Source organism: Nocardioides carbamazepini (assembly GCF_024614185.1).
Lineage (GTDB): Bacteria > Actinomycetota > Actinomycetes > Propionibacteriales > Nocardioidaceae > Nocardioides > Nocardioides carbamazepini.
This window is the reverse complement of record NZ_JAHTLF010000013.1, coordinates 111,588-130,419: the sequence shown is the minus strand read 5'-3', so window position 1 is coordinate 130,419 and position 18,832 is coordinate 111,588. Positions and strand designations below refer to the sequence as shown.

At 71.0% G+C, this 18,832-nt stretch carries 18 protein-coding genes; 16 read left to right on the top strand and 2 right to left on the bottom strand.

The window, feature by feature from the left end; genetic code table 11:
- The first annotated feature begins 40 nt into the window (after positions 1–40).
- The 5 genes from KVF89_RS07530 to KVF89_RS07510 all read left to right on the top strand — a co-directional run bounded on the left by KVF89_RS07530 (position 41) and on the right by KVF89_RS07510 (position 4,460).
- Positions 41–553: an Lrp/AsnC family transcriptional regulator gene (locus KVF89_RS07530; RefSeq protein WP_257424616.1), complete on the top strand. Its 513-nt coding sequence runs from the start codon at positions 41–43 to the stop codon at positions 551–553.
- A gap of 67 nt (positions 554–620) precedes the next feature.
- On the top strand, positions 621–1,106 hold the full coding sequence (locus KVF89_RS07525; protein WP_257425247.1) for a DUF1877 family protein: 486 nt from the start codon (positions 621–623) through the stop codon (positions 1,104–1,106).
- 17 nt (positions 1,107–1,123) lie between these two features.
- Entirely contained in the window at positions 1,124–2,503 is a 1,380-nt protein-coding gene (locus tag KVF89_RS07520; protein ID WP_257424615.1) for an NAD(P)/FAD-dependent oxidoreductase, read from the top strand.
- Between the two features lie 140 nt (positions 2,504–2,643).
- Positions 2,644–3,651, top strand: coding sequence for a ketopantoate reductase family protein (locus tag KVF89_RS07515; RefSeq protein WP_257424614.1), 1,008 nt, complete (start codon positions 2,644–2,646; stop codon positions 3,649–3,651).
- A gap of 62 nt (positions 3,652–3,713) precedes the next feature.
- Positions 3,714–4,460 carry a FadR/GntR family transcriptional regulator gene (locus KVF89_RS07510; RefSeq protein ID WP_257424613.1) on the top strand — a complete coding sequence of 249 codons (747 nt, stop codon included), beginning with the start codon at positions 3,714–3,716 and terminating at the stop codon, positions 4,458–4,460.
- Positions 4,461–4,467: 7 nt separating this feature from the next.
- On the opposite strand, the gene KVF89_RS07505 is transcribed toward KVF89_RS07510, so the two are convergent.
- Positions 4,468–5,613 (bottom strand): iron-containing alcohol dehydrogenase, encoded by a 1,146-nt coding sequence (locus tag KVF89_RS07505; protein ID WP_257424612.1) that lies wholly within the window; start codon positions 5,611–5,613, stop codon positions 4,468–4,470.
- Positions 5,614–5,733: 120 nt separating this feature from the next.
- Here KVF89_RS07505 and KVF89_RS07500 point away from each other — a divergent pair, with 120 nt between their 5' ends.
- From KVF89_RS07500 to KVF89_RS07485, 4 genes are read left to right on the top strand one after another with little or no spacing between them, the layout of a single operon-like run.
- Positions 5,734–7,080, top strand: a complete 1,347-nt coding sequence (locus KVF89_RS07500) for an ABC transporter substrate-binding protein (protein WP_257424611.1) — start codon at positions 5,734–5,736, stop codon at positions 7,078–7,080.
- A 46-nt stretch (positions 7,081–7,126) separates the two neighbouring features.
- The gene (locus KVF89_RS07495) at positions 7,127–8,065 is read left to right on the top strand and encodes a carbohydrate ABC transporter permease (RefSeq protein ID WP_257424610.1); all 939 of its coding nucleotides are present in this window, start codon (positions 7,127–7,129) and stop codon (positions 8,063–8,065) included.
- Positions 8,066–8,073: 8 nt separating this feature from the next.
- Complete coding sequence (locus KVF89_RS07490; protein WP_257424609.1) at positions 8,074–8,898, top strand: carbohydrate ABC transporter permease; 825 nt, start codon at positions 8,074–8,076, stop codon at positions 8,896–8,898.
- A 3-nt stretch (positions 8,899–8,901) separates the two neighbouring features.
- Positions 8,902–9,996 (top strand): serine hydrolase domain-containing protein, encoded by a 1,095-nt coding sequence (locus KVF89_RS07485; protein WP_257424608.1) that lies wholly within the window; start codon positions 8,902–8,904, stop codon positions 9,994–9,996.
- Here KVF89_RS07485 and KVF89_RS07480 read toward each other — a convergent pair.
- Entirely contained in the window at positions 9,993–11,303 is a 1,311-nt protein-coding gene (locus tag KVF89_RS07480) for an amidohydrolase (protein WP_257424607.1), read from the bottom strand. The two genes, KVF89_RS07485 and KVF89_RS07480, sit on opposite strands and share 4 nt — an antisense overlap.
- Before the next feature lie 73 nt (positions 11,304–11,376).
- Here KVF89_RS07480 and KVF89_RS07475 point away from each other — a divergent pair, with 73 nt between their 5' ends.
- Genes KVF89_RS07475 through KVF89_RS07445 form a run of 7 tightly spaced genes read left to right on the top strand, consistent with a single transcriptional unit; the run spans position 11,377 to position 18,791 of the window.
- Positions 11,377–12,840, top strand: a complete 1,464-nt coding sequence (locus tag KVF89_RS07475; protein WP_257424606.1) for an aldehyde dehydrogenase family protein — start codon at positions 11,377–11,379, stop codon at positions 12,838–12,840.
- Positions 12,840–13,592 (top strand): sugar isomerase domain-containing protein, encoded by a 753-nt coding sequence (locus tag KVF89_RS07470; protein WP_257424605.1) that lies wholly within the window; start codon positions 12,840–12,842, stop codon positions 13,590–13,592. The genes KVF89_RS07475 and KVF89_RS07470 overlap by 1 nt, the downstream gene beginning before the upstream one ends.
- A gap of 48 nt (positions 13,593–13,640) precedes the next feature.
- Complete coding sequence (locus tag KVF89_RS07465) at positions 13,641–14,738, top strand: cupin domain-containing protein (RefSeq protein ID WP_257424604.1); 1,098 nt, start codon at positions 13,641–13,643, stop codon at positions 14,736–14,738.
- The gene (locus KVF89_RS07460; protein ID WP_257424603.1) at positions 14,735–15,493 is read left to right on the top strand and encodes an SDR family NAD(P)-dependent oxidoreductase; all 759 of its coding nucleotides are present in this window, start codon (positions 14,735–14,737) and stop codon (positions 15,491–15,493) included. The genes KVF89_RS07465 and KVF89_RS07460 overlap by 4 nt, the downstream gene beginning before the upstream one ends.
- Positions 15,486–16,511 carry a Gfo/Idh/MocA family protein gene (locus KVF89_RS07455; protein WP_257424602.1) on the top strand — a complete coding sequence of 342 codons (1,026 nt, stop codon included), beginning with the start codon at positions 15,486–15,488 and terminating at the stop codon, positions 16,509–16,511. Before KVF89_RS07460 ends, KVF89_RS07455 begins: the two co-directional genes overlap by 8 nt.
- 38 nt (positions 16,512–16,549) lie before the next feature.
- Positions 16,550–17,431 (top strand): fumarylacetoacetate hydrolase family protein, encoded by an 882-nt coding sequence (locus KVF89_RS07450; RefSeq protein WP_257424601.1) that lies wholly within the window; start codon positions 16,550–16,552, stop codon positions 17,429–17,431.
- Complete coding sequence (locus KVF89_RS07445) at positions 17,418–18,791, top strand: FAD-binding oxidoreductase (protein ID WP_257424600.1); 1,374 nt, start codon at positions 17,418–17,420, stop codon at positions 18,789–18,791. Before KVF89_RS07450 ends, KVF89_RS07445 begins: the two co-directional genes overlap by 14 nt.
- The last annotated feature ends 41 nt before the right edge of the window (positions 18,792–18,832 follow it).

Genomic DNA, 18,832 nt, shown 5'->3' with positions numbered 1-18,832 from the left:
GGCACGTCCTGAGTCTGCGGCGGACCGAGAGCAGAACGACATGAGCGAGTTCGTCCTCGGGGACTCCCAGAAGGCCGACCTTGACGCCACCGACCTGCGGCTGCTCAGCCTGCTCGTCAGCGACGCCCGGGCCAGCCAGCGCAAGATCGCCCGGGAGCTCAGCATCTCCGCGCCGACCGTGGGCGAGCGCATCGCCCGCCTCGAGCGGGAGGGCGTGATCCGGGGCTACCGCGCTGACGTCGACTGGGGCGCCCTGGGCTTCCCGATGCAGGTCTACGCCTCGATCATCGCCGCGTCCAACCAGGCCTCGGTGCTCCGGGCGCTGCACGAGATCAGTGAGGTGGAGCAGGTGCTGGTCGTCACCGGGTCGATGGACCTGCTGGCGCGGCTCCGGGTCCGGGACTCGACGCACCTGAGAAAGGTCCTGCTGGAGGCGATCTGGGAGATCCCGGGAGTGACTCGGGTCGAGACCCTGGTGAGCCTCGCGGAGACCAAGCCGAAGGACTTCCTGCAGGGCATGATCGGGGTGCTCCAGCGCGACCACGAGGACTGAGTGGCGGACCGTCTCCGTCCGCCGGCGCGGCCGGGGACGGTCGTCTCGTACCCTCGACGCCGTGGGCATGCAGGCGGCGTACACGCTGGTCGACGAGGCGACGCTCGACCGCCTGGTGGCCTCGGACCCGGGAGAGCTCGGTGCCGCCCTGGAGGCACTGGAGGCCGACGGAGCCCCCACGGTCTACCTCGACAAGCTGTGGGACGGTCTGCACTTCCTGCTGACGGGGGCGACCGCGGCGGCGCCGATCGAGGGGGACCCGCTGAGCGAGGCGGTGGTCGGCGTGCACGTCTTCGAGGCCGAGGACTACGTGGGCTGCACGGAGCACGACGAGCTGCCGGCGGTGGTGGCGGCGCTGGAGGCCGTCGATCTCCCCACGCTCCTGGCGGATGCGCGCTTCGCGTCGTTCGCCGCGGCGGACGTCTACCCGCGGATCTGGTCCGGCGACGCCGCCACCCTGCGTGCCGAGCTGGCCGAGGCGTTCGGTGCCCTCCTCGACCTGCACCGCGCCGCATGGACCGCCGGGCAGCACGTGGTCGTCAGCATCCTCTGACGGCCTAGGGTTTCCGGGTGACCAGCGCACGCAGGACCGGTGGGGTGTCGTACTGGTGGGCCGACATCGGCCTGCCGGCACCGCAGGACCAGCTCGCCGGGGACGAGGAGGTCGACGTTGTCGTGGTCGGCGCGGGCTACACCGGGCTGTGGACGGCGTACTACCTGCGCGAGCTGCGGCCCGATCTCGACATCCGGGTGGTCGAGCAGCAGTTCGCCGGGTACGGCGCGTCGGGGCGCAACGGCGGCTGGCTCTCGGCGTCGGTGACGGGCGGGCTGGACGGCTACGCGCGCACGCACCCGCGGGCGGAGGTGGCGCGCTTCCAGCTCGCCATGAACGACGCCGTCGACGAGGTGATCCGGGTCGCGGAGCGGCACGGCATCGATGCCGAGGTACGCCGCGGCGGCACCCTGCTGGTCGCCCGCAACGCCGCCCAGGCCGCCCGGGCCCGCCAAGCGGCGGAGACCGCGCGGCGGTGGCCGGAGACCGGGGCCCGGCTGCTAAGCGCCCCCGAGGCGGACGCTCGGATCCGGGTGGCCGGCACGCAGGCGGCGGTGTGGGAGCCGCACTGTGCGCGCATCCACCCGGCGAAGCTCGCCCGGGGCCTGGCCCGGACCGTGCGCGAGCGCGGCGTCCGGATCCACGAGGGGACGACGGTCCGCGTGATCGCGCCCGGCCGGGTCGAGACCGATCGCGGCACCCTCCGGGCGCGTCACGTGATCCGGGCGACCGAGGGGTTCACGGCGAGTCTGGCCGGTGAGCGGCGTACCTGGGTGCCGATGAACTCCTCGATGATCGTCACCGACCCGCTGCCCGCCGACGCCTGGGCGGCCATCGGGTGGCAGCACCACGACACGCTCGAGGACTTCGCCCACGTCTACTCCTACGCCCAGCGCACCGCCGACGGCCGGATCGCCATCGGTGGCCGGGGCCACCCCTACCGGTTCGCCTCGCGCACCGACCTCGACGGCGACATCCCCGACCGCACGGTCCAGCACCTGCGCGAGGTCCTCCGCGCGTGGTTCCCGCAGCTGCGCAACATCGGCGTCGCCCACGCCTGGAGTGGCGTGCTCGGTGTGCCGCGCAACTGGCGCGCGACCGTCGGGTACGACGCCGCCAGCGGGATGGGCTGGGCCGGCGGGTACGTCGGCACCGGGGTGACCGCGACGAACCTCGCCGGGCGCACCCTCGCCGACCTGGTCGCGGGGGAGCGGACCGACCGCACCACGCTGCCGTGGGTCGACCAACGGGCCCGTGCCTGGGAGCCGGAGCCGCTGCGCTGGCTGGGCATCCATGGGCTCTACCGGGCCTACGGGATCGCGGACCGGCTGGAGGCCCGGGGCGCTCGTCGTACGTCGTGGATCGCGACCGTGGCCGACCGGGTCAGCGGTCGATGATCCGTCTCGAGTGGCCGGTTCCTCGCCGACGCGCGGACGGGGAGATCTGAGACGATGAGCGTGGACATCCTGGCGCCGGTCGAGACCGGTGCCGACGTGCGGTGAGGAGAGGACCGTTGGGGGGACCAGACCGTCGGTACGTGGTGATCGGAGCCGGGGCCGTCGGCGGCTCGCTCGCCAGCCTGCTGGCGGAGGCAGGTGTGCCGGTCGTCCTGGTCGGTCGCGGCGAGAACGCTCGCCGCATCGCTGAGTCCGGTCTGAGACTGCGCACGCCGCAGGGCACGCGGCAGGTGCGCCTCGACGTCGTCGACTCCGCCGACGCGGTGGATCTGACCTGGTCGGACGTGCTCCTGATGACGGTCAAGGCCCAGGATGTCGAAGCGGCGCTGGCGGCATGGGCGTGGCGGCCCGTGAGCGGCGGGTCCCGGCGTCAGGCGTTCGCCGCCGACCTGCCCATAGTCACCTTCCAGAACGGCCTGGTGGGTGAGCGCTCCGCGCTGCGGCGGTTCGAGCGGGTGATCGGCGCGACGATCGTGATCGGTGCGAGCCACCTGTCACCGGGTGAGGTGGTCCTACGATCGACTCCGCCGGTGGCGGGAATCGTCTGGATCGGGCGCTATCCGTCCGGAGTGGATGTCGAGCAGGACGCGATCGCCGCTGACCTGACCAAGGCCGGCCTGCTGTGCATCCCGGTCGTCGATTCGTCGGCCCACAAGGCGGCGAAGCTGCTCGGGAGTGTGGGGAACGTCGTCGAGCTCTTCGACGGGACGGGCGCACTCCGGTCCGCGATGCGCGATCGGTTGCGCACCGAGGCGCTCTCGGTGCTGCGGGCGGCGGGAACGTCTCTCCCGCCGGGCGATCGGCTCGACCCGCGGGGCGCCCGCCTGACCCTCGGCGAGGTCGAGGACTTCGACGCCACCGGATTCTCCACCTGGCAGAGCTTCGCCCGGGGTGCGAGCAGTGAGGTCGACTTCCTGAACGGGGAGATAGTGCTCATCGCGCGTCAGGTGGGTGTCGCCGCGCCGCTGAACGTGCGCGCCCAGCGGCTGGCGGCCGGTCTGGACGAGCTTGGGGCGCGTCCCCTGTCGGAGCTCCTGGGACCGGTTGCGTCCGAGGAGGAGCACCCGGGCCGGCAGAGCGCCGATTGACTAACACGGAGAGGGCTCGTCACACTTGTGCGGTCTGATGTCCGACCACGGATGGAGCCCTGATGCCCCGCAACCAGGACGTGCCTGTCGCCGCCCTGCGGCCTGTTCCCCTGGAGCGCATCCCTGCCCACCTCGAGGTGCTCGACCGCCTCAATGACGAGGTGCTGGCTGGGCGGCTCGCCGCGGGGGACCGGCTCCCTCCCGAGCGCCAGCTCGCCCAGATGCTGAATGTAAGTCGCACCTCGTTGCGCGAGGGCCTCGCGGTGCTGGAGGCCGTCGGGATCGTCCGCAGCCGAACCGGGTCGGGCCCGCTCGCGGGTACGTTCGTGCAGTCTGAGCCGGCCGACGCGATGAACGTGATCATGTCCCTGCAGGTGGGACTGCAGTACTTCGGGCTGGACGAGGTGATCGAGTTCCGCCGCTCTGTCGAGAACCTCGCCGTCGTCAAGCTCGCCGGCGACGAGACGACAGATCAGACGTTCGCGCGTGCGCTGGAGCTGGTCAGCGAGTCCCAGACCGTCGCCGACGCGCGGGAGTTCGCCCGACTAGACATGGAGTTCCACCTCGAGCTGGTGAAGGTCAGCGGCAACCGCTTCGCGGCCCACGTCGTCCAGACGTGCCGCGGTCTGCTGGAGTCACGGATGCTCGAAGGCTTCGGTGAACTCGGGGAGTGGGACGCGGCGCGGTCGCTCTTCGTCGCGCAGCATCGCGAGATCCTGGACGCGGTTCGCTCCGGTGACCCGGCGCGCGCCTCTGCGGCTCTCCTCGCCCACGTCACCGGGCCGAAGGGCTTCCCGACCGCTCGTTAGGCCGGATTCACCTATCCGCCGCTGCCTGATAGATCCGCAGGACGTCGTTCGCTGCGACGCCGGTTCGCTCCGCGACCGCCGCGGAGGCCGCGGCCAGCGCCTCCGGCAGTACGCCGAAGGTGCGCAGCGACGTGGGCAGCGCCAGCTCGCCGACCAGTTGCTCGATGTGATCGGCGGCCGCGTCGAGGATGTCCCGGGGGCCGAGCGCGTCGATGGCGAGTCCGGCACGGAGTCGCTCGATGCCGGACAAGCCGGCCGGGTGGGCGGCGTAGTGGCGCAGAACTGACGGGAGCAGTACGCACGACGTCATGCCGTGCGGAATGCCGTGGACCGATCCGATCGCCTTGCCCATGACATGACTGAGACCGGCGCCCGACTCGCGAGGCGCGTTGTAGGCCTTCCACGCGCCGATCTGAAGCTCGAGACGGACCTGGGAGGACCGGTCGCCCCTGCCGTAGCGCCGCAGCCCGTTGACGAGCGCGGGTACGGCGGCCGCCGCGAGCTCGTCGCTCATGGGGTTGGTGCCGGCCAGCAGCCCTTCGACCGCATGGTCGAGCGCCCTGATGCCGGTACTGGTCCAGAGCTGCTCTGGGGTGTCCTCCGTGACGACCGGGTCATAGAACACCGCCGCCGGGTTCATCGCGTCCACGAACATGCCGACCTTGGTGCGTGAATCGGGGTCGGCGTACCCGGCCGCGCCGCAGAGCTCGGCGGCGGAGAGCGTGGTGGGGACGGCGAGGCTCGCGACGACGGCGGCCGGCGGCCGGGCGGCCAGGGCGGAGAGGTCGCCCGGGTGGAGGACCTCGTCAGCGCCGCTGGCCGCCAGGGAGCCGAGCTTGGCGGCGTCGATCGCGCTGCCACCGCCGAGGGCGACGACGGCGTCGGCAGACGACGCACGGACGAGGCGGGCGATCGCGAGGACGTCCTGGAACGGGGCGTGGGCGCGGACCGTCACCAGCCGCTCAGCGACGAGTGCGGGGGACGAGGCCACCAGGTAGGCCATGGCCGGGGAACCGAGCAGGGCGTCGGCGGTAACGATCACGGCCCGGGACGCGCCGAGCGCGGTGAGCTCGCTGTCGAGGTGCTCGGCGGTCACGCCCGCGCCGTAGTGGATCGCCAGGGGATTGAGGTGCCGATACACGCCTGTTCGCATGCCCGGAACCTAGCATGAGGTCCGACCACAGGCCACAATTCAAGTCTGCACAGACAGGCTATTGACAGTGGCCTGTGGTTGGACCACAGTACGCCTACACCTTGAGCATTGGAGCGTCGCATGGTTCGAACCGTTGTCGCGCCGGGAAGCACCCGGCGCGGATTCCTGCAGATGGCCGGGGGCCTCGGTCTCGCCACCTCCTTCGCGGCATGCGGCCTCGGCGGTACATCGGGCGGGGGTGCTGCCGCGCGAACGAAGGTCCCGGCGCGGGCGCCGAAGCAGGCGACCACGATCGAGTTCTGGCGCCGCAACTACAGCCCCGGCGGGGCCAACTCCGACTCGGTGACGACGGACGCGGCGATCAAGGCATTCCAGAAGCGGTATCCCACGATCACGGTCAAGCCGATCGGCGATCCGGCCGGCGACGCGACCAACCAGAAGTACGACATCGCGATCCTCCAACAGGGTGCGGGCCCGGACGTCTTTTCCAGTACCGGTCCCGAGCTGCTGAAGTACGCCGCGGCCGGCGCGCTGGCGATCCCCGACCTGGGGAGCGCGGATCTCGCCGACTACGACGCCAGTGCGCTGGCCGCATCGCGGGTCGAGGGCGAGCTGGCGGGGTATCCGCTCTGGATCGTGCCGTGGTTCCAGTTCGTCAACGTGCAGCACTTCCGCGAGGCGAGTGTGCCTGTGCCCACGGACGGCTGGACCTATGACACCTTCCGCTCGTCGCTCGAGCGGCTGTCGGGCGTGGCGGAGAACAGGGCGGGGTGGGCGTTCTACTCAGGGGACTACTCCTTCATGCTCCTCGACGGGGCTCGACCGCTCGACAAGGATCAGTCCCGGTGGACGTACTCGTCGAAGGAGGCGGCGTCGGCACTGACGAAGTGGGCGGAGGTTGTGGCGGACGGGTCGGCCGCCCCGGGGGTCGTCTCGTTCGCGTACGACGACTCGGTCAACCTGTTCGTCAACCGAGGGGTCAGCGTCCTGCAGAACCCCGCGGCCCTCGCCACGCAGCTGTCCTCGGACCCGTCGTGGCGCTACGGGACCGACTGGGACGTCGTCCCCAGTCCGCGGGGTGCGGGGGACCCGACCACCTGGACGGCGCTGGGCTACGTCGGCGTCCTCCAGCAGGACGACGAGGACCGGGTCGGCGCGGCGCAGCTCTTCGCCTCCTACATCACCGGCCCCGAGGTCGGCGCTGACCTGGCGGGCGAGAAGCTGCAGTGGTGGCAGGCGCCCGCGGCGCGGGCGAGCGCGCGGGGGGACTTCGCGGCGTACCACCCGGCGAAGGCGAAGATCGCCTCGTTCCTCGACAGTGTCTACGTCCAGCCCAACATCGAGAAATGGAGCCAGATCGACGGGCAGTACCTCGGGCCGGCCCGCGACAGCGCGCTGACCGGTGAGAAGTCGGCGTCGGCGGCCCTACGGGAGATCGCGGCGCCTGTACAAGGGCTGCTGGGGTAGCGCCTTGACTCGAGAAAAGAGCGCTGCGTCCGAGGGAGGCAGGATGATGAGCGGCGTCGCGGACGCACCGGATCGGTCGCCGGGCGAGGACGAATTGCAGACCCGGCCGCGGCGGAGCTGGCGACCGCCGTACTTCGTCCTGCTCATGCTGGCGCCGACGGTGGTCATGTTCGTCTTCTTCGTCGTGCTGCCGGTGCTGCAGGCCGTGTGGCTGAGCTTCTTCGACGCCGCCCCCGGCAGTAGGACCTGGGTCGGGCTGGACAACTACCGGACACTCGCCGGTGATCCGATCTTCCGCAAGGCGCTGACCAACACCGTCCTCTTCACTGTCGTCGTCGTCACCTTCCAGATCACGCTGGCGCTCGTGATCGCCGCCATGCTGCGGCCGCTGTCCGCGCGCGTGGCCGCTCCGCTCCGGGCGATCTACTACCTGCCGCTGGTCGTGTCGGTGATCATCCAGGCAATGGTCTGGAAGTGGATCTTCAACCCGAACGCCTACGGTTTCGCCAACAGCGTTCTGTCGGGGCTCGGGATCGACCGTCAAGACTGGCTCGCGTCGCCGTCACAGGCAATGGCGACGCTGATCCTCAGCACCATCCTGGTACTGCCCGGCGGGGGAGTCGTCATGTACAGCGCCGCCATGTCCGGGCTTCCTCAGGAACTCTACGAGGCGGCGTCGGTCGACGGAGCCGGGCCGATACGCACCTTCTTCGCGGTCACTTGGCCGCTGCTGAAGCCGGTCACTCTCTACCTGTCGGTGATCTACACCATCCAGGCGTTCCAGCTATTCGAGCGCGTCTACATCATGACCAACGGTGGTGGTCCGGGGTACGCCACGATGACCCTCGCCCAGTACACCTACGTCGCCGGCCTGCAGTACCGCGAGTACGGCAAGGCGAGCGCCATCGCCATGGTCCTCTTCGCCCTCGCGGCGACCTTCACGGCCCTTCAGTTCCGGCTGCTCAAGTCGGACCACGAGTACTAGGAGAACTGGTGACCAAGGACCGAGTGCTCCGATCGGCGAGCGTCTGCGTCGTCGCGCTCGCCGGGCTGATCTCGCTGTTCCCTCTGTACTGGATGGTGACCACGGCGCTCACGCCCGGGCAATTCGTGATCAAGACGCCCCCGGACCTCTATCCGGCGCACGCGACCCTGGAGAACTTCCGTCTGCTCTTCGAGCGGACCCAGGTCATGCGTTGGGTGGTCAACACGCTCATCGTTGCCACGGCGATCACGCTGGGTCACCTGCTGATCGACAGCATGGCGGGCTATGTCTTCGCGAAGTTCGAGTTCCGCGGCAAGCGGGCAGCTTTCGCTGTCATCCTCGCCACCATGGCGCTGCCCGCGCAGGTGACGCTGATCCCGCTGTTTCTGATCCTCAACGACCTCCGGCTCGCCAACAGCCTCGGCGGGGTGGTGCTGGCCGGCCTGGCAGACGTGTTCGGCGTCTTCCTGATGCGCCAGTTCATCTCCACCATCCCGACCGACCTGATCCAGGCCGCGCGGCTGGACGGTGCCTCGGAGTGGAGGATCTTCACCCGGATCATCCTCCCGCTCTGCAAGCCGCCGCTGGCCGTGCTGGGCCTCTTCACCTTCCTGAAGCACTGGAATGACTTCACTTTGCCGCTGGTCCTGCTGCGCGACTCTGACAAGTACACGCTGCAGATCGGCATGGCGTCGATCCAAGGTGAGTTCAACACGAACTACGGCCTGCTGATGGCGGCCGCGACGATTGCCGCGCTTCCGGTCGTGCTGTTGTACTTCGCCTTGTCGAGGTACTTCATGGACGGCATGCGGGTGGGCGGCATGAAGGGATGAGCGGTGGAACGCTGGAGCGCTGACCTGGCGGCGGGTATCGAGGGGTTGCTGCGTAGCGCCGGGACGGGTGCGAGCGCCGCCGTTGCGATCGTGCTCCGGCCGGGATCTCCTGAGCCAGGGGACCAGGTCGTGGTCGCCGTCGGTGAGGACGCGGCAGGAGCGCCCGCCTCCGTCGACACGTGGTTCGACCTGGCATCGCTGACCAAGGTGCTGGTCACCGTTCCGCTCGTGCTCGGGTGCATGCGCCAGGGGCTACTGGACCCGGATGCTCCGCTCGAGGACCTGTTGCCCGACGTCGGCTGGACCTGGATGCCGCCCACGGGCACCCTGGCCCGGGCGACCCCGATGTCCCTGCTGTGCCACGCCTCGGGGGCAGCGCCGACCACACCGCTCTACACCTGGGGCGTGGACGAGCGCACCGCGCTGTACCGGGTCCTGCACCTGCCGGCCGGTTCGCCGGCGCCGAGGACGCGCGACGGGGTGTTCGACCACAATGCCTACAGCGACCTGGGCTTCATCGTGCTGGGCGAAGTGATCGCCCGCGCCATGGGCACGACCTTCAGGGAGGCCGCGGCGGCATACCTCGCTCGCCACGCGGACGAGCACCTCGCGTTCGCGGTGCCCGGTGGCGCTGCGGTCGCGCCGATGGATCATTGCGGCTGGCGCGAGCGTGACCTCGTCGGTGAGGTGCACGACCGCAACGCCGCAAGCCTGGGAGGCGTCGCCCCACATGCCGGGCTGTTCGGCACCGCGTCCGGCGTCGCGGCCGCGGTGGCCCGGCTGGCCCGGCCCGGGCCTGCTTTCGAGGAACTCGCCCGGCTGCGCTCGCGCGGCCCCGCGGCGGACGCCGCCGCGCCGGCGCCGGACCGAGGCCTGGGCTGGGAGATCGCCTCGCCCGGTTGGTCGGGCGGCTCGCTCGCCCGCGGACGGATGATCGGGCAGATCGGTTCCACCGGCACCGGCGCCTGGGCACACGAGAGCGGTCAGATCGCGATCCTGCTGACCAACTGCGTCACCGCCGTGACGACGGCGCAGCGGGCGGCCGTCGCCTCGCTACGCCGCCGTTTCGTCGAACTCACGACGGCGAGCTCCGGCTAGCCCAGGACCTCGATGACGCACTCGGTCGCCAGGTCGACCAGGTGGACGAGCCCGGCCTCGTCGAAGTCGAAGGTGTCCGTGTGATGAGCGCCGGCGAGGTCGGCGCCGACCAACGTCATCGTGGCCAGACCGCCCCGTTCCTGTGTGGCCGTCATCAGGTCGGCGGCGTCGTCGCTGGCGCCGAAGGTGCGTGCGTCGACGATCTCCCGCAGCCCGGGGACCCGGCGTGCGGCATCGGCCACCACGGCGGCGAGGGTGGCGTCGCTGTTTCCGATCGTGGCCCGGCCGACCACCTCCTGCTCGACCTCGCAGCCGTATGCCGTGGCGGCGCCCTCGAGCACGGCTCGGGTCCGGTCGCGCAGCCAGGCCAGCGCGGCATCGTGCGACGCGCGGAGCTCGAGCCGCATCTCCGCCTTCTCCGGGATGATATTGGCGCTCGTGCCGGATCGGAGCAGTCCGACGTTCGCCCGTGTCGGCCCGGCGCTGTGGGGGCCGATCGCATGGACGCCGAGTGCCGCGGTCGCCGCTGCGAGCAGTGCGTGGCGGCCCCCCTCGGGCGCGAGGGCGGCGTGTGAGCGCTCGCCGGTGAACCGGATCCGGAGCTTCTCGGTGCCCAGCAGGTCCGTGGCGCCGGCGACGACCTGCCCGGTGGTCGGTGCGGTCAGGCCGAGGTGGAACGCGATGAGATGGGTGACCCCGTCGAGGGCCGAGCCGGATGCAAGTGCCTGACCACCGCGCACCCCCTCCTCGGCCGGCTGGAAGAACAGCCGCAGCTCGCCGCACAGGTCGGACGCGAGCACCTCGGCCGCCCGGGCGACCGCGAGCCCGGCGGCGGTGTGACCGTCGTGACCGCAGGCGTGCATCACCCCATCGTGGACGGAGCCGAAGCCGAGCCGGGCCGGGCGGTGGTGCTCGTCCCGGCTTTCCTGCAGGGGCAGCCCGTCCAGGTCGAAGCGCATCGCCAGGACCGGTCCGGGCCGTCCGGTGTCAAGGCGGCCCACCGCGCCGGTGAACCCGCCCCGCATCGGGTCCAGCACCGCGTTCGGTACGCCGTCGTCACGGGCCGCCTCCCAGGCGGCCTCGATCGACTCGAGGGGAGGCAGGCCGATCCGCGGCGCGCCGTCATACAGCTCGCGGCCGAAGGTGACGTCGAAGCCGGCGGCGACGAGCTCGGCCACGACCAGTGCGGTCGTGCGGAACTCGGTCCAGCCGACCTCTGGGTGCCGGTGTAGGTCGCGGCGCTGCTTGATCAGACGGTCCAGGGCACGGGTGCGGGCCTGTTCCCGCGACGGAATTCTTGGGTTCACGAGGTGATCTCCTTGCGTTCGACTCGGATCATTCGTACATTATGGCGTGAGGTCAGACCACATAGGAGCACGCATGTCATCAGGAATCCACTCGTTCATCGCCGGACGGCTCGCGGAGGACGCAGAGCAGGGGTGGGTGAAGCGCACGAGCCCCACCGGAGACGGACCGCTCGAGCCGGTCGCCGTCGCCGGCGCCGTGACGGTCGACGCCGCGGTGAGGGAGGCAGCCCGGGCGCAGCTCGCCTGGTGGTCGCTCGCGCCGGTCGACCGGGCCGAGCGGATCTGGGCGTGGGGCGATCGGATCCGGGCCGAGCGCGACGCGCTGGCGCGGCTCGACGCCCTCGATGTCGGTCGAGTCTTCATCGACAGCCAGCGTGACATCGAGTCGGCCGTGAAGTGGACGCGCTACTGGGCGCATTCCGTCGACGCGCTCTGCGGCAGCCAGGTCCCTGCTGTGGGCGGGCACCTGATGTACACGGTGCGCGAGCCCCTCGGCGTCATGGGCGTCGTCACTCCCTGGAACGCGCCCTCGACCACCTTCGTCGCACGCGTCGTGGCAGCGATCGCCTGCGGCAACGGCGTCGTCGTCAAGCCGTCGGAGCATGCGACGCGGTCCGCTCTGCGGCTGGCGGAGCTCGCGGTCGAGGCCGGCGTGCCTGCGGGCCTGGTCAACGTCGTGACCGGCGACGGCTCGACGGGTGCTCTGCTCGTCGAGCACCCTGGCGTGGGCGGGGTGAGCTTCACCGGCAGCGTCAGCACCGGCCGCGCCGTGGGCGAGGCAGCGGGCCGCACCCTCAAGAAGGCGACCTTGGAGCTCGGCGGCAAGTCACCGGCGATCGTCTTCGACGACGCCGACCTCGACCGCGCGATCAGCGCGTCGGTCTGGGGTGTGTTCGCCAACGCCGGCCAGATCTGCACCGCCGGCACTCGTCTGCTCGTGCAGGAGTCGGTTGCCGGTGAGGTGGTCGCGGCGCTGGCCGCACGGGCCGAGAAGGTCCGGGTGGGCGACCCGTTCGCCTCGGAGACGCACATCGGACCCTTGGCATTCCCGGCACAGAAGGAGCGTGTCGACGCTTACGTCCGGGATGCGCTGGACGGCGGGGCGCGTCGGCTGGTCGGGGCCGAGAGTGGCACCCCGTCGGGCGGCAACTATGTCGCGCCGACGGTGCTCACTGACGTCGACCCAGACTCTCCGATCGTTCGTCAGGAGGTGTTCGGCCCGGTGCTGACGGTGCTGACCTTCGGCGACGCAGACGAGGCCGTGGCTATCGCCAATGCTGTGGACTACGGCTTGTCCGCCACGGTGTGGACTCGTGACGTCGGCCGGATGCTCGGCGTCGCCGAACGGCTCGAGGTCGGAGCGGTCTACGGCAACACCCCCCGCACCGGTGACCCGGCCCTCGCCTTCGGCGGCACGAAATCGAGTGGGGTCGGCAACGCCTACGCGCGCGGTGCGGTCGAGGGAGCCACCCGCGAGAAGGCCGTGGCTGTCCGTTTCGACGACGCGACGCCCGTCCCGCGGTGGGACGATGTCTGATGGTCATCGACACATCGCCGGGCACGCTGTCGTCCGCCTACCTCGGCCGGGTCGCCACGAAGATCGGCGAGATCGAGGCGGTCGTCTCGGCGCAGATCGTGCCCGCGGCTGAGGCGATCGCCGCGAGCCTGGGCGGCAGCGGTCTGTTGCACGCCTGGGGATCGGGGCACTCGTTCGTACTCGCCAAGGAGCTGTTCTACCGCGCGGGCGGGCTCGCCCAGGTCAACGCCGTCTACGACCTCGCGCTGACCGGCGTCGGCGACGTCGGCTCGCTCGACATCGGCGCGTACGACGGTCAGGTCGGTCACGCGCGTGCGGTGCTCGACGCCCACGACATCCGGGCCGGCGAGGTGCTCGTCGTGTTCACGCCCTACGGAACCAATGTCGCGGCGGTCGACGCGTGTCTCTGGGCGGAGGAGCGCGGCGTCACGACGGTGGTCGTCGCTTCCGACCCGCCGGCTGGCGGGACGGCCCACCCGGCCGGACGCACTGCCCAGGAGATCGCGGACTTCTGGATACGCAACCCGATCGACCCTGACGACGCCGTCGTCCCCGTCGGCCCCTATGCGGTGGGCGCCACCGCGACGGCGACCGGTGCGGTGATCTGCCAGTTGCTCGTTGTCGAGACGGTCGCCGCCATCCTTCGGGCCGGCGGCGAGCCCGAGGTCATCGTCGCGGCGCGGTCGCCCGAGGCGCGTGCTGCCAATGCCGCGACGCTCGCGCCCTACGCCGGCCGCATCCACCATCTCTAGCCCGTCCCAGCCCGACCTCAGCCCGGAACAACGAGAGAGGCACTCCTCATGAGGGAACCGATCGACCAGCCCCAACCTGACCCGGTGGCGCTGCTCCCCGACCGCGAGGCGGACTTCGCCGCGCGGCTGCAGGACCAGTCGATGCGTGCCCTGTGGCACGTTCTGGCCGACGTGATGACCGAGAACCCGGTCCAGCCGGCCGTGCCGCACCTGTGGCGCTGGCGGGATGTCGCCCCGTTGGTGAACGAGGCCGGCGATCTCGTCACCGCGGAGGAGGCCGACCGACGCGCGCTGATGCTGATCAACCCCGGCCTCGCACACCTGCCGGCCTCGACGACGGCCACTCTGTTCGCGGGTATCCAGTCGGTGCTGCCCGGCGAGATCGCGCCCGCGCACCGGCACACGCCCTCGGCGCTCCGGTTCGTCATCGCCGGCGAGGGCGCTTACACCGGTGTCGCCGGAAACGAGATGCGGGTCAGCCCCGGCGATCTCGTGCTGACCCCCAACTGGTCCTGGCACGATCACGGCAACGACACGAGCGAGCCGGTGGTGTGGCTCGACTGCCTCGACACGCCGCTCGTGCTCATGCTCAACGCGGTCTTCTATCAGCGCCACGAGCAGGTCCGCCATCCCGTCACTACCGACGCGCAGATGTCGTGGGAGCGCTGGGCCTCGGGGATGCGCCCGGTGGGGCAGACCCACGACGCGTACGGCTCGCCGATCCTGAGCTACCCGTGGGCGAAGGCCCGTGCCACTCTGCACGCGCTGCGCGACGAGCCCGTGTCGCCGTACGACGGAGTGATCCTCGAGTACCTCAACCCGGCGGACGGCGGCTCGGTACTGCCGACCAGCTCGGCGTACCTGCAGCTGCTCAGGCCGGGTCAGCGGACCTGGGCGCACCGCCACGTGTCATCGGCGATCTACCACGTGGCCGAAGGGCGCGGCTCCACGACGATCGACGGCCAGACCTACGACTGGGCGGAGGGTGACTCCTTCGTCGTCCCCGGCTGGTCCTGGCACCAGCACAACGCGGGATCCGGGGAGGCCGTGCTGTTCTCCTACACCGACGCGGCGACGATGCGGAAGCTCGGACTCGAGCGCACCGAGGAGCGGACGGACGAGCGGACCACGGGGGATTCCCGATGAGCGCCCGGACCGGCTGGGCCCTGGTGACCGGCGGAAGCGGCGGCATCGGCGCGGCCGTGACCGAGCGCTTCCTCGACGACGGGTGGCGGGTCGTCGTCGCCGACCGCGACCCGCTGCCGGACCGGCTCGCCGCTCGCGGGGTGCATCACGTCGAGTTCGACGCCGCCGACCCCGACAGCGTCACGGAGCTCCTGCGACGGGTCGCCGGGATCACCGACCGACTCGATGCGCTCGTCAACGGCGTCGGCCTGCTCGTCATGGAAGGCCTCGACGACGCGACGGTCGCCGGATGGGACCGGAGCCTGGACATCAACGCGCGGGCAGCCTGCTTCGTCCTCCAGGGGACGCTGCCGCTGCTCACCGCGGCGCAGGGCGCCGCAGTCGTCAACATCGCCTCCATCGCCGGCCGCGGCGTCGGCAGCCGGTTCGTCGCCTACGCGGCGAGCAAGGCCGCGCTCATCGCGGTGAGCCGCCAGAGTGCGTTGCAGCTCGCCGGGCGGGGCATCCGGGTCAATGCCGTGTGTCCCGGAGTCATCGACACCGGTTTCAACGCGCCGATCGACCGGAGGTTCGGGGTCGAGAAGCAGGCGTTGGAGCCTGGTCGCCTGCTCGAGAGCGTCGCCAGCGCGGTGCCGCTCGGCCGGATGGGCCGGCCGGCTGAGGTCGCCGCGCTCGTGCACTTCCTGTGCACCGAGGGTGCCGGCTTCATCACCGGCCAGACGGTCAACGTCGACGGCGGGGTGCACCTTGCCTGAGCACCCCGCATCGCCGGCTCCCCTGCGGGTCGGCGTGATCGGCCTGGGCCGGATGGGCCTGCTGCACGCGCGCGGCTACGCGGCTGCCGGGGCCGAGGTCGTCGCCGGAGCGGATCCCTCACCCGCCGCGCGGGCTGCCTTCGCAGAGGCGACCGGTGCCCGGAGCTATCCGAGCACCGCGGCGATGCTGGAGGCGGAGGGACCGGCCGCGGTCTCGGTCGCGTCGCCGCCCTTCGCTCACCTGGACGATGTTCGACGGGCCGTCGCGCTGGGTCTTCACGTGCTGTGCGAGAAGCCCCTGGCGCCGTCGACCGCGGCGGCACTCGAGATCGTCGAGCTCGCGCGCCAGACACCTTCCGTCTTCATGGTCGCATTCTTCAACCGGTTCCTCGAGCCGGTCGCCTGGACGCTGCGCCGGCTGGCAGACCCGGCGCTCGACGTCGGCGCCGTGCGCAGCATCGACATCTGCTTCAACCCCGGACCTCAGCCCCAACGTCCCTGGCAGGCCGATCGTGCCGTCTCCGGCGGTGGCCCCATCCTCAACAACCTCATCCACGCGGTCGACCTGGTTCGTCAGATCTGCGTCGACGACCCGGTCGTCGACGCGGTCGCCTATACCCGGACCGACCCACGGGTCAGCCGCGAGGTCGAGGCCGACGGCTACGGGCTGCTGCGGACCGCCGCCGGCACCGTCGTACGGCTGGAGTCGTGCGCGCTCGCGGCGCGGCGTCGCTTCAGCCTCCGCATCGAGTGCGAGCGCGCGGCCTTCGACGTCTCGTGGAACCCGCCCGGGGCAACCCTGTCGCGGCCCGGTCGGCAGCCCGAGGCCGCACCCGTCTCGACCACCGACCCGCTGGCGCGGATCGATGCCGGTGTGGCGGCGTTCGTCTCGGCCGCCTGCGGGGTCCCGCCGACCGGCCTGCCGACGCACGATGACGCGTGGGCTGCGACTCAGCTCGTCGACCTGCTCTACCGGTCGTCCGTCGCGTTCCCCGCACCGCTGCCTCACGGCGGCTGAGCCCCCACCCACCTGAGAACCCGAAGGACTGCACAGACATGAGGATTGGCACTGCACTGCTGGACGGCACCCCGCAGGTGGTCGTGGTCGAGTCGGACGGCTCGGTCACCCCGGCCGCCGAGATGGCCGGCCGGCCGCTTTCGTCTGTGCTTGACGTGATCGACGACCCCGGGCTCGCCGCACTGCTGGAGGAGCGGTCACCGGCCGGCGCCGCGCAGCCGGAGGCGGGCGTCGAGTGGCTCGCACCTCTGCGCCCGCGACGCAACCTCTTCTGCGTCGGCTGGAACTACATGCCGCACTACGAGGAGGGGCACAAACTGCGTGACGTCGAGCTGCCGCCCGTCCCGGCACACCCCGCGCTGTTCAGCAAGACGCCCGAGACGGTCGTCGGGCCGGGCCCGCGGGTCCGCTATCCCGCCCATAGCACCGAACTCGACTGGGAGGGAGAGCTCGCCGTGGTGATCGGTCGCGGCGGGAGCGACATCGCCGAGGATGAGGCCCTCGACCATGTCTTCGGCTACACCGTGGCCAACGACATATCGGTGCGTGACTTCCAGCGACGGCATGGCAACCAGTGGTTCAAGGGCAAGAGCTTCGACACCCACTGTCCGATGGGCCCCACGATCGTCACGCGGGCCGAGGTGCCCGATCCCCAAGCGCTCGAGGTCGCGCTCGACGTCAACGGAGAGCCCAAGCAGCACGCCAGCACGGCCACGATGATCTTCCCAGTCAGTCGACTGATCAGCGAGCTGTCCGTGGGGATGGCGCTGTTGCCCGGCGACGTCATCTTGACCGGCACACCGGCCGGGGTCGGGGCCACCCAGGACCCGCCGCAGTTCTTGCAGGTAGGTGACCGGGTGACGGTGTCGATCAGCGGGATCGGGCGCCTCGAGTCGGAGATCCTCAGTGTTGACGGCTGACCCCGCGGAGGTGGGGAGCGTCCTGTCCGGCGAGCTGGCCGGCCGGGTGCTCACCGCACCTGAGTCGACCGAGCGTTACCGGTTCGACCAGAGTCTCGGATCCACAGCCGGCTATCCCGCTGCCGTCGTACTCGCCGCCGGGCGGAATGACGTCGTCACCACGCTCGCGATTGCCCAGCACCTACGGATCCCGGTCGTGCCCCGCGGCGCCGGCAGCGGGCTGGCCGGGGGAGCGAACGCCCTGGACGGCGCGATCGTCCTCGACCTCGCGGGGATGGACCGGATCATCGGTATCGAACCGCGGGCACGGACGGCGGTGGTGGAGCCCGGCGTCCTCAACGCCGCCCTCGACCTCGCGGCACGAACCCACGGACTGCGCTACGCGCCCGACCCCGGCAGCAAGGAGATCTCGACGATCGGCGGGAACATCGCCACCAACGCCGGGGGCATGTGCTGCGCCAAGTACGGCGTCACGCGCGACCACGTCCTCCAGGTGACCGCCGTGCTCGCCGGCGGTCAGGTCATCGAGGTGGGACGCGCCACTCGCAAGGACGTCGCCGGGCTTGACCTGCGCTCGCTCCTCGTGGGCTCGGAGGGCACTCTCGGCGTGATCGTCGAGGCCACCATGCGGTTGATACCGGTGCCTGGGCGGACCTCCACGGCGGCTGTCACCTTCGCCTCGCCGGCCGCCGCGTTGGACGCGGTACTGGCGATGACCGCGGCGGCCACGCCGAGCACGTTGGAGTTCCTCGACCGGACCACTGTCCGGGCGGTGAACCGGTCGACCCGGATGGGACTCGACGAGGACGCAGGGGCGACCCTGGTCCTGCAGTGCGACGGTCCGCACGCCCAGGCCGATCTCGAGGCCTGCGCTGATCTCGCCCGCGCGTCCGGCGCTTGGGACGTCTTCGTCGCGCACGACGAGGAGGACGGCACGGCGCTCATGCAGGCGCGCCGGATGGCGCTGCCCGCGCTCGAGCAGCTCGGGTCGGTCATTCTCGACGACGTCTGCGTGCCCGTGCACCGGCTGCCCGAGATGCAGGTTCGGGTCGAGGAGGTCGCGGCCGCCCTCCAGGTCACCATCGGCTCCTTCGGGCATGCCGCCGACGGAAACCTCCACCCGACGATCGTCTTCGACGCCGCGGACGACCGCGCCCGCGGCCGGGCCCGGACGGCGTTCGACCGGATTGTCGAAGCGGCCCTCGACCTCGACGGCACGGTCACCGGAGAACATGGCATCGGTGGCCTCAAGACCGCCCACCTCGACCGCCAGGTCGGCTCGGTGGAGCGAGCCCTCATGCGCGGCGTCAAGCAGGCCTTCGACCCGTTCGGGATCCTCAACCCGGGACGCGGCTACTGACCACGACGTTGCCACGACGGCACCGGACCACACCAAGGAGA

What these genes read in the sequence shown, in the direction of transcription:
- KVF89_RS07530 (WP_257424616.1), top strand. Translation starts at nt 41, where the DNA reads ATGAGCGAGTTCGTCCTCGGGGACTCCCAGAAGGCCGACCTTGACGCC.
- KVF89_RS07525 (WP_257425247.1), top strand. Translation starts at nt 621, where the DNA reads ATGCAGGCGGCGTACACGCTGGTCGACGAGGCGACGCTCGACCGCCTG.
- KVF89_RS07510 (WP_257424613.1), top strand. Translation starts at nt 3,714, where the DNA reads ATGCCCCGCAACCAGGACGTGCCTGTCGCCGCCCTGCGGCCTGTTCCC.
- KVF89_RS07505 (WP_257424612.1), bottom strand. Translation starts at nt 5,613, where the DNA reads ATGCGAACAGGCGTGTATCGGCACCTCAATCCCCTGGCGATCCACTAC.
- KVF89_RS07500 (WP_257424611.1), top strand. Translation starts at nt 5,734, where the DNA reads ATGGTTCGAACCGTTGTCGCGCCGGGAAGCACCCGGCGCGGATTCCTG.
- KVF89_RS07495 (WP_257424610.1), top strand. Translation starts at nt 7,127, where the DNA reads ATGAGCGGCGTCGCGGACGCACCGGATCGGTCGCCGGGCGAGGACGAA.
- KVF89_RS07475 (WP_257424606.1), top strand. Translation starts at nt 11,377, where the DNA reads ATGTCATCAGGAATCCACTCGTTCATCGCCGGACGGCTCGCGGAGGAC.
- KVF89_RS07470 (WP_257424605.1), top strand. Translation starts at nt 12,840, where the DNA reads ATGGTCATCGACACATCGCCGGGCACGCTGTCGTCCGCCTACCTCGGC.
- KVF89_RS07465 (WP_257424604.1), top strand. Translation starts at nt 13,641, where the DNA reads ATGAGGGAACCGATCGACCAGCCCCAACCTGACCCGGTGGCGCTGCTC.
- KVF89_RS07460 (WP_257424603.1), top strand. Translation starts at nt 14,735, where the DNA reads ATGAGCGCCCGGACCGGCTGGGCCCTGGTGACCGGCGGAAGCGGCGGC.
- KVF89_RS07450 (WP_257424601.1), top strand. Translation starts at nt 16,550, where the DNA reads ATGAGGATTGGCACTGCACTGCTGGACGGCACCCCGCAGGTGGTCGTG.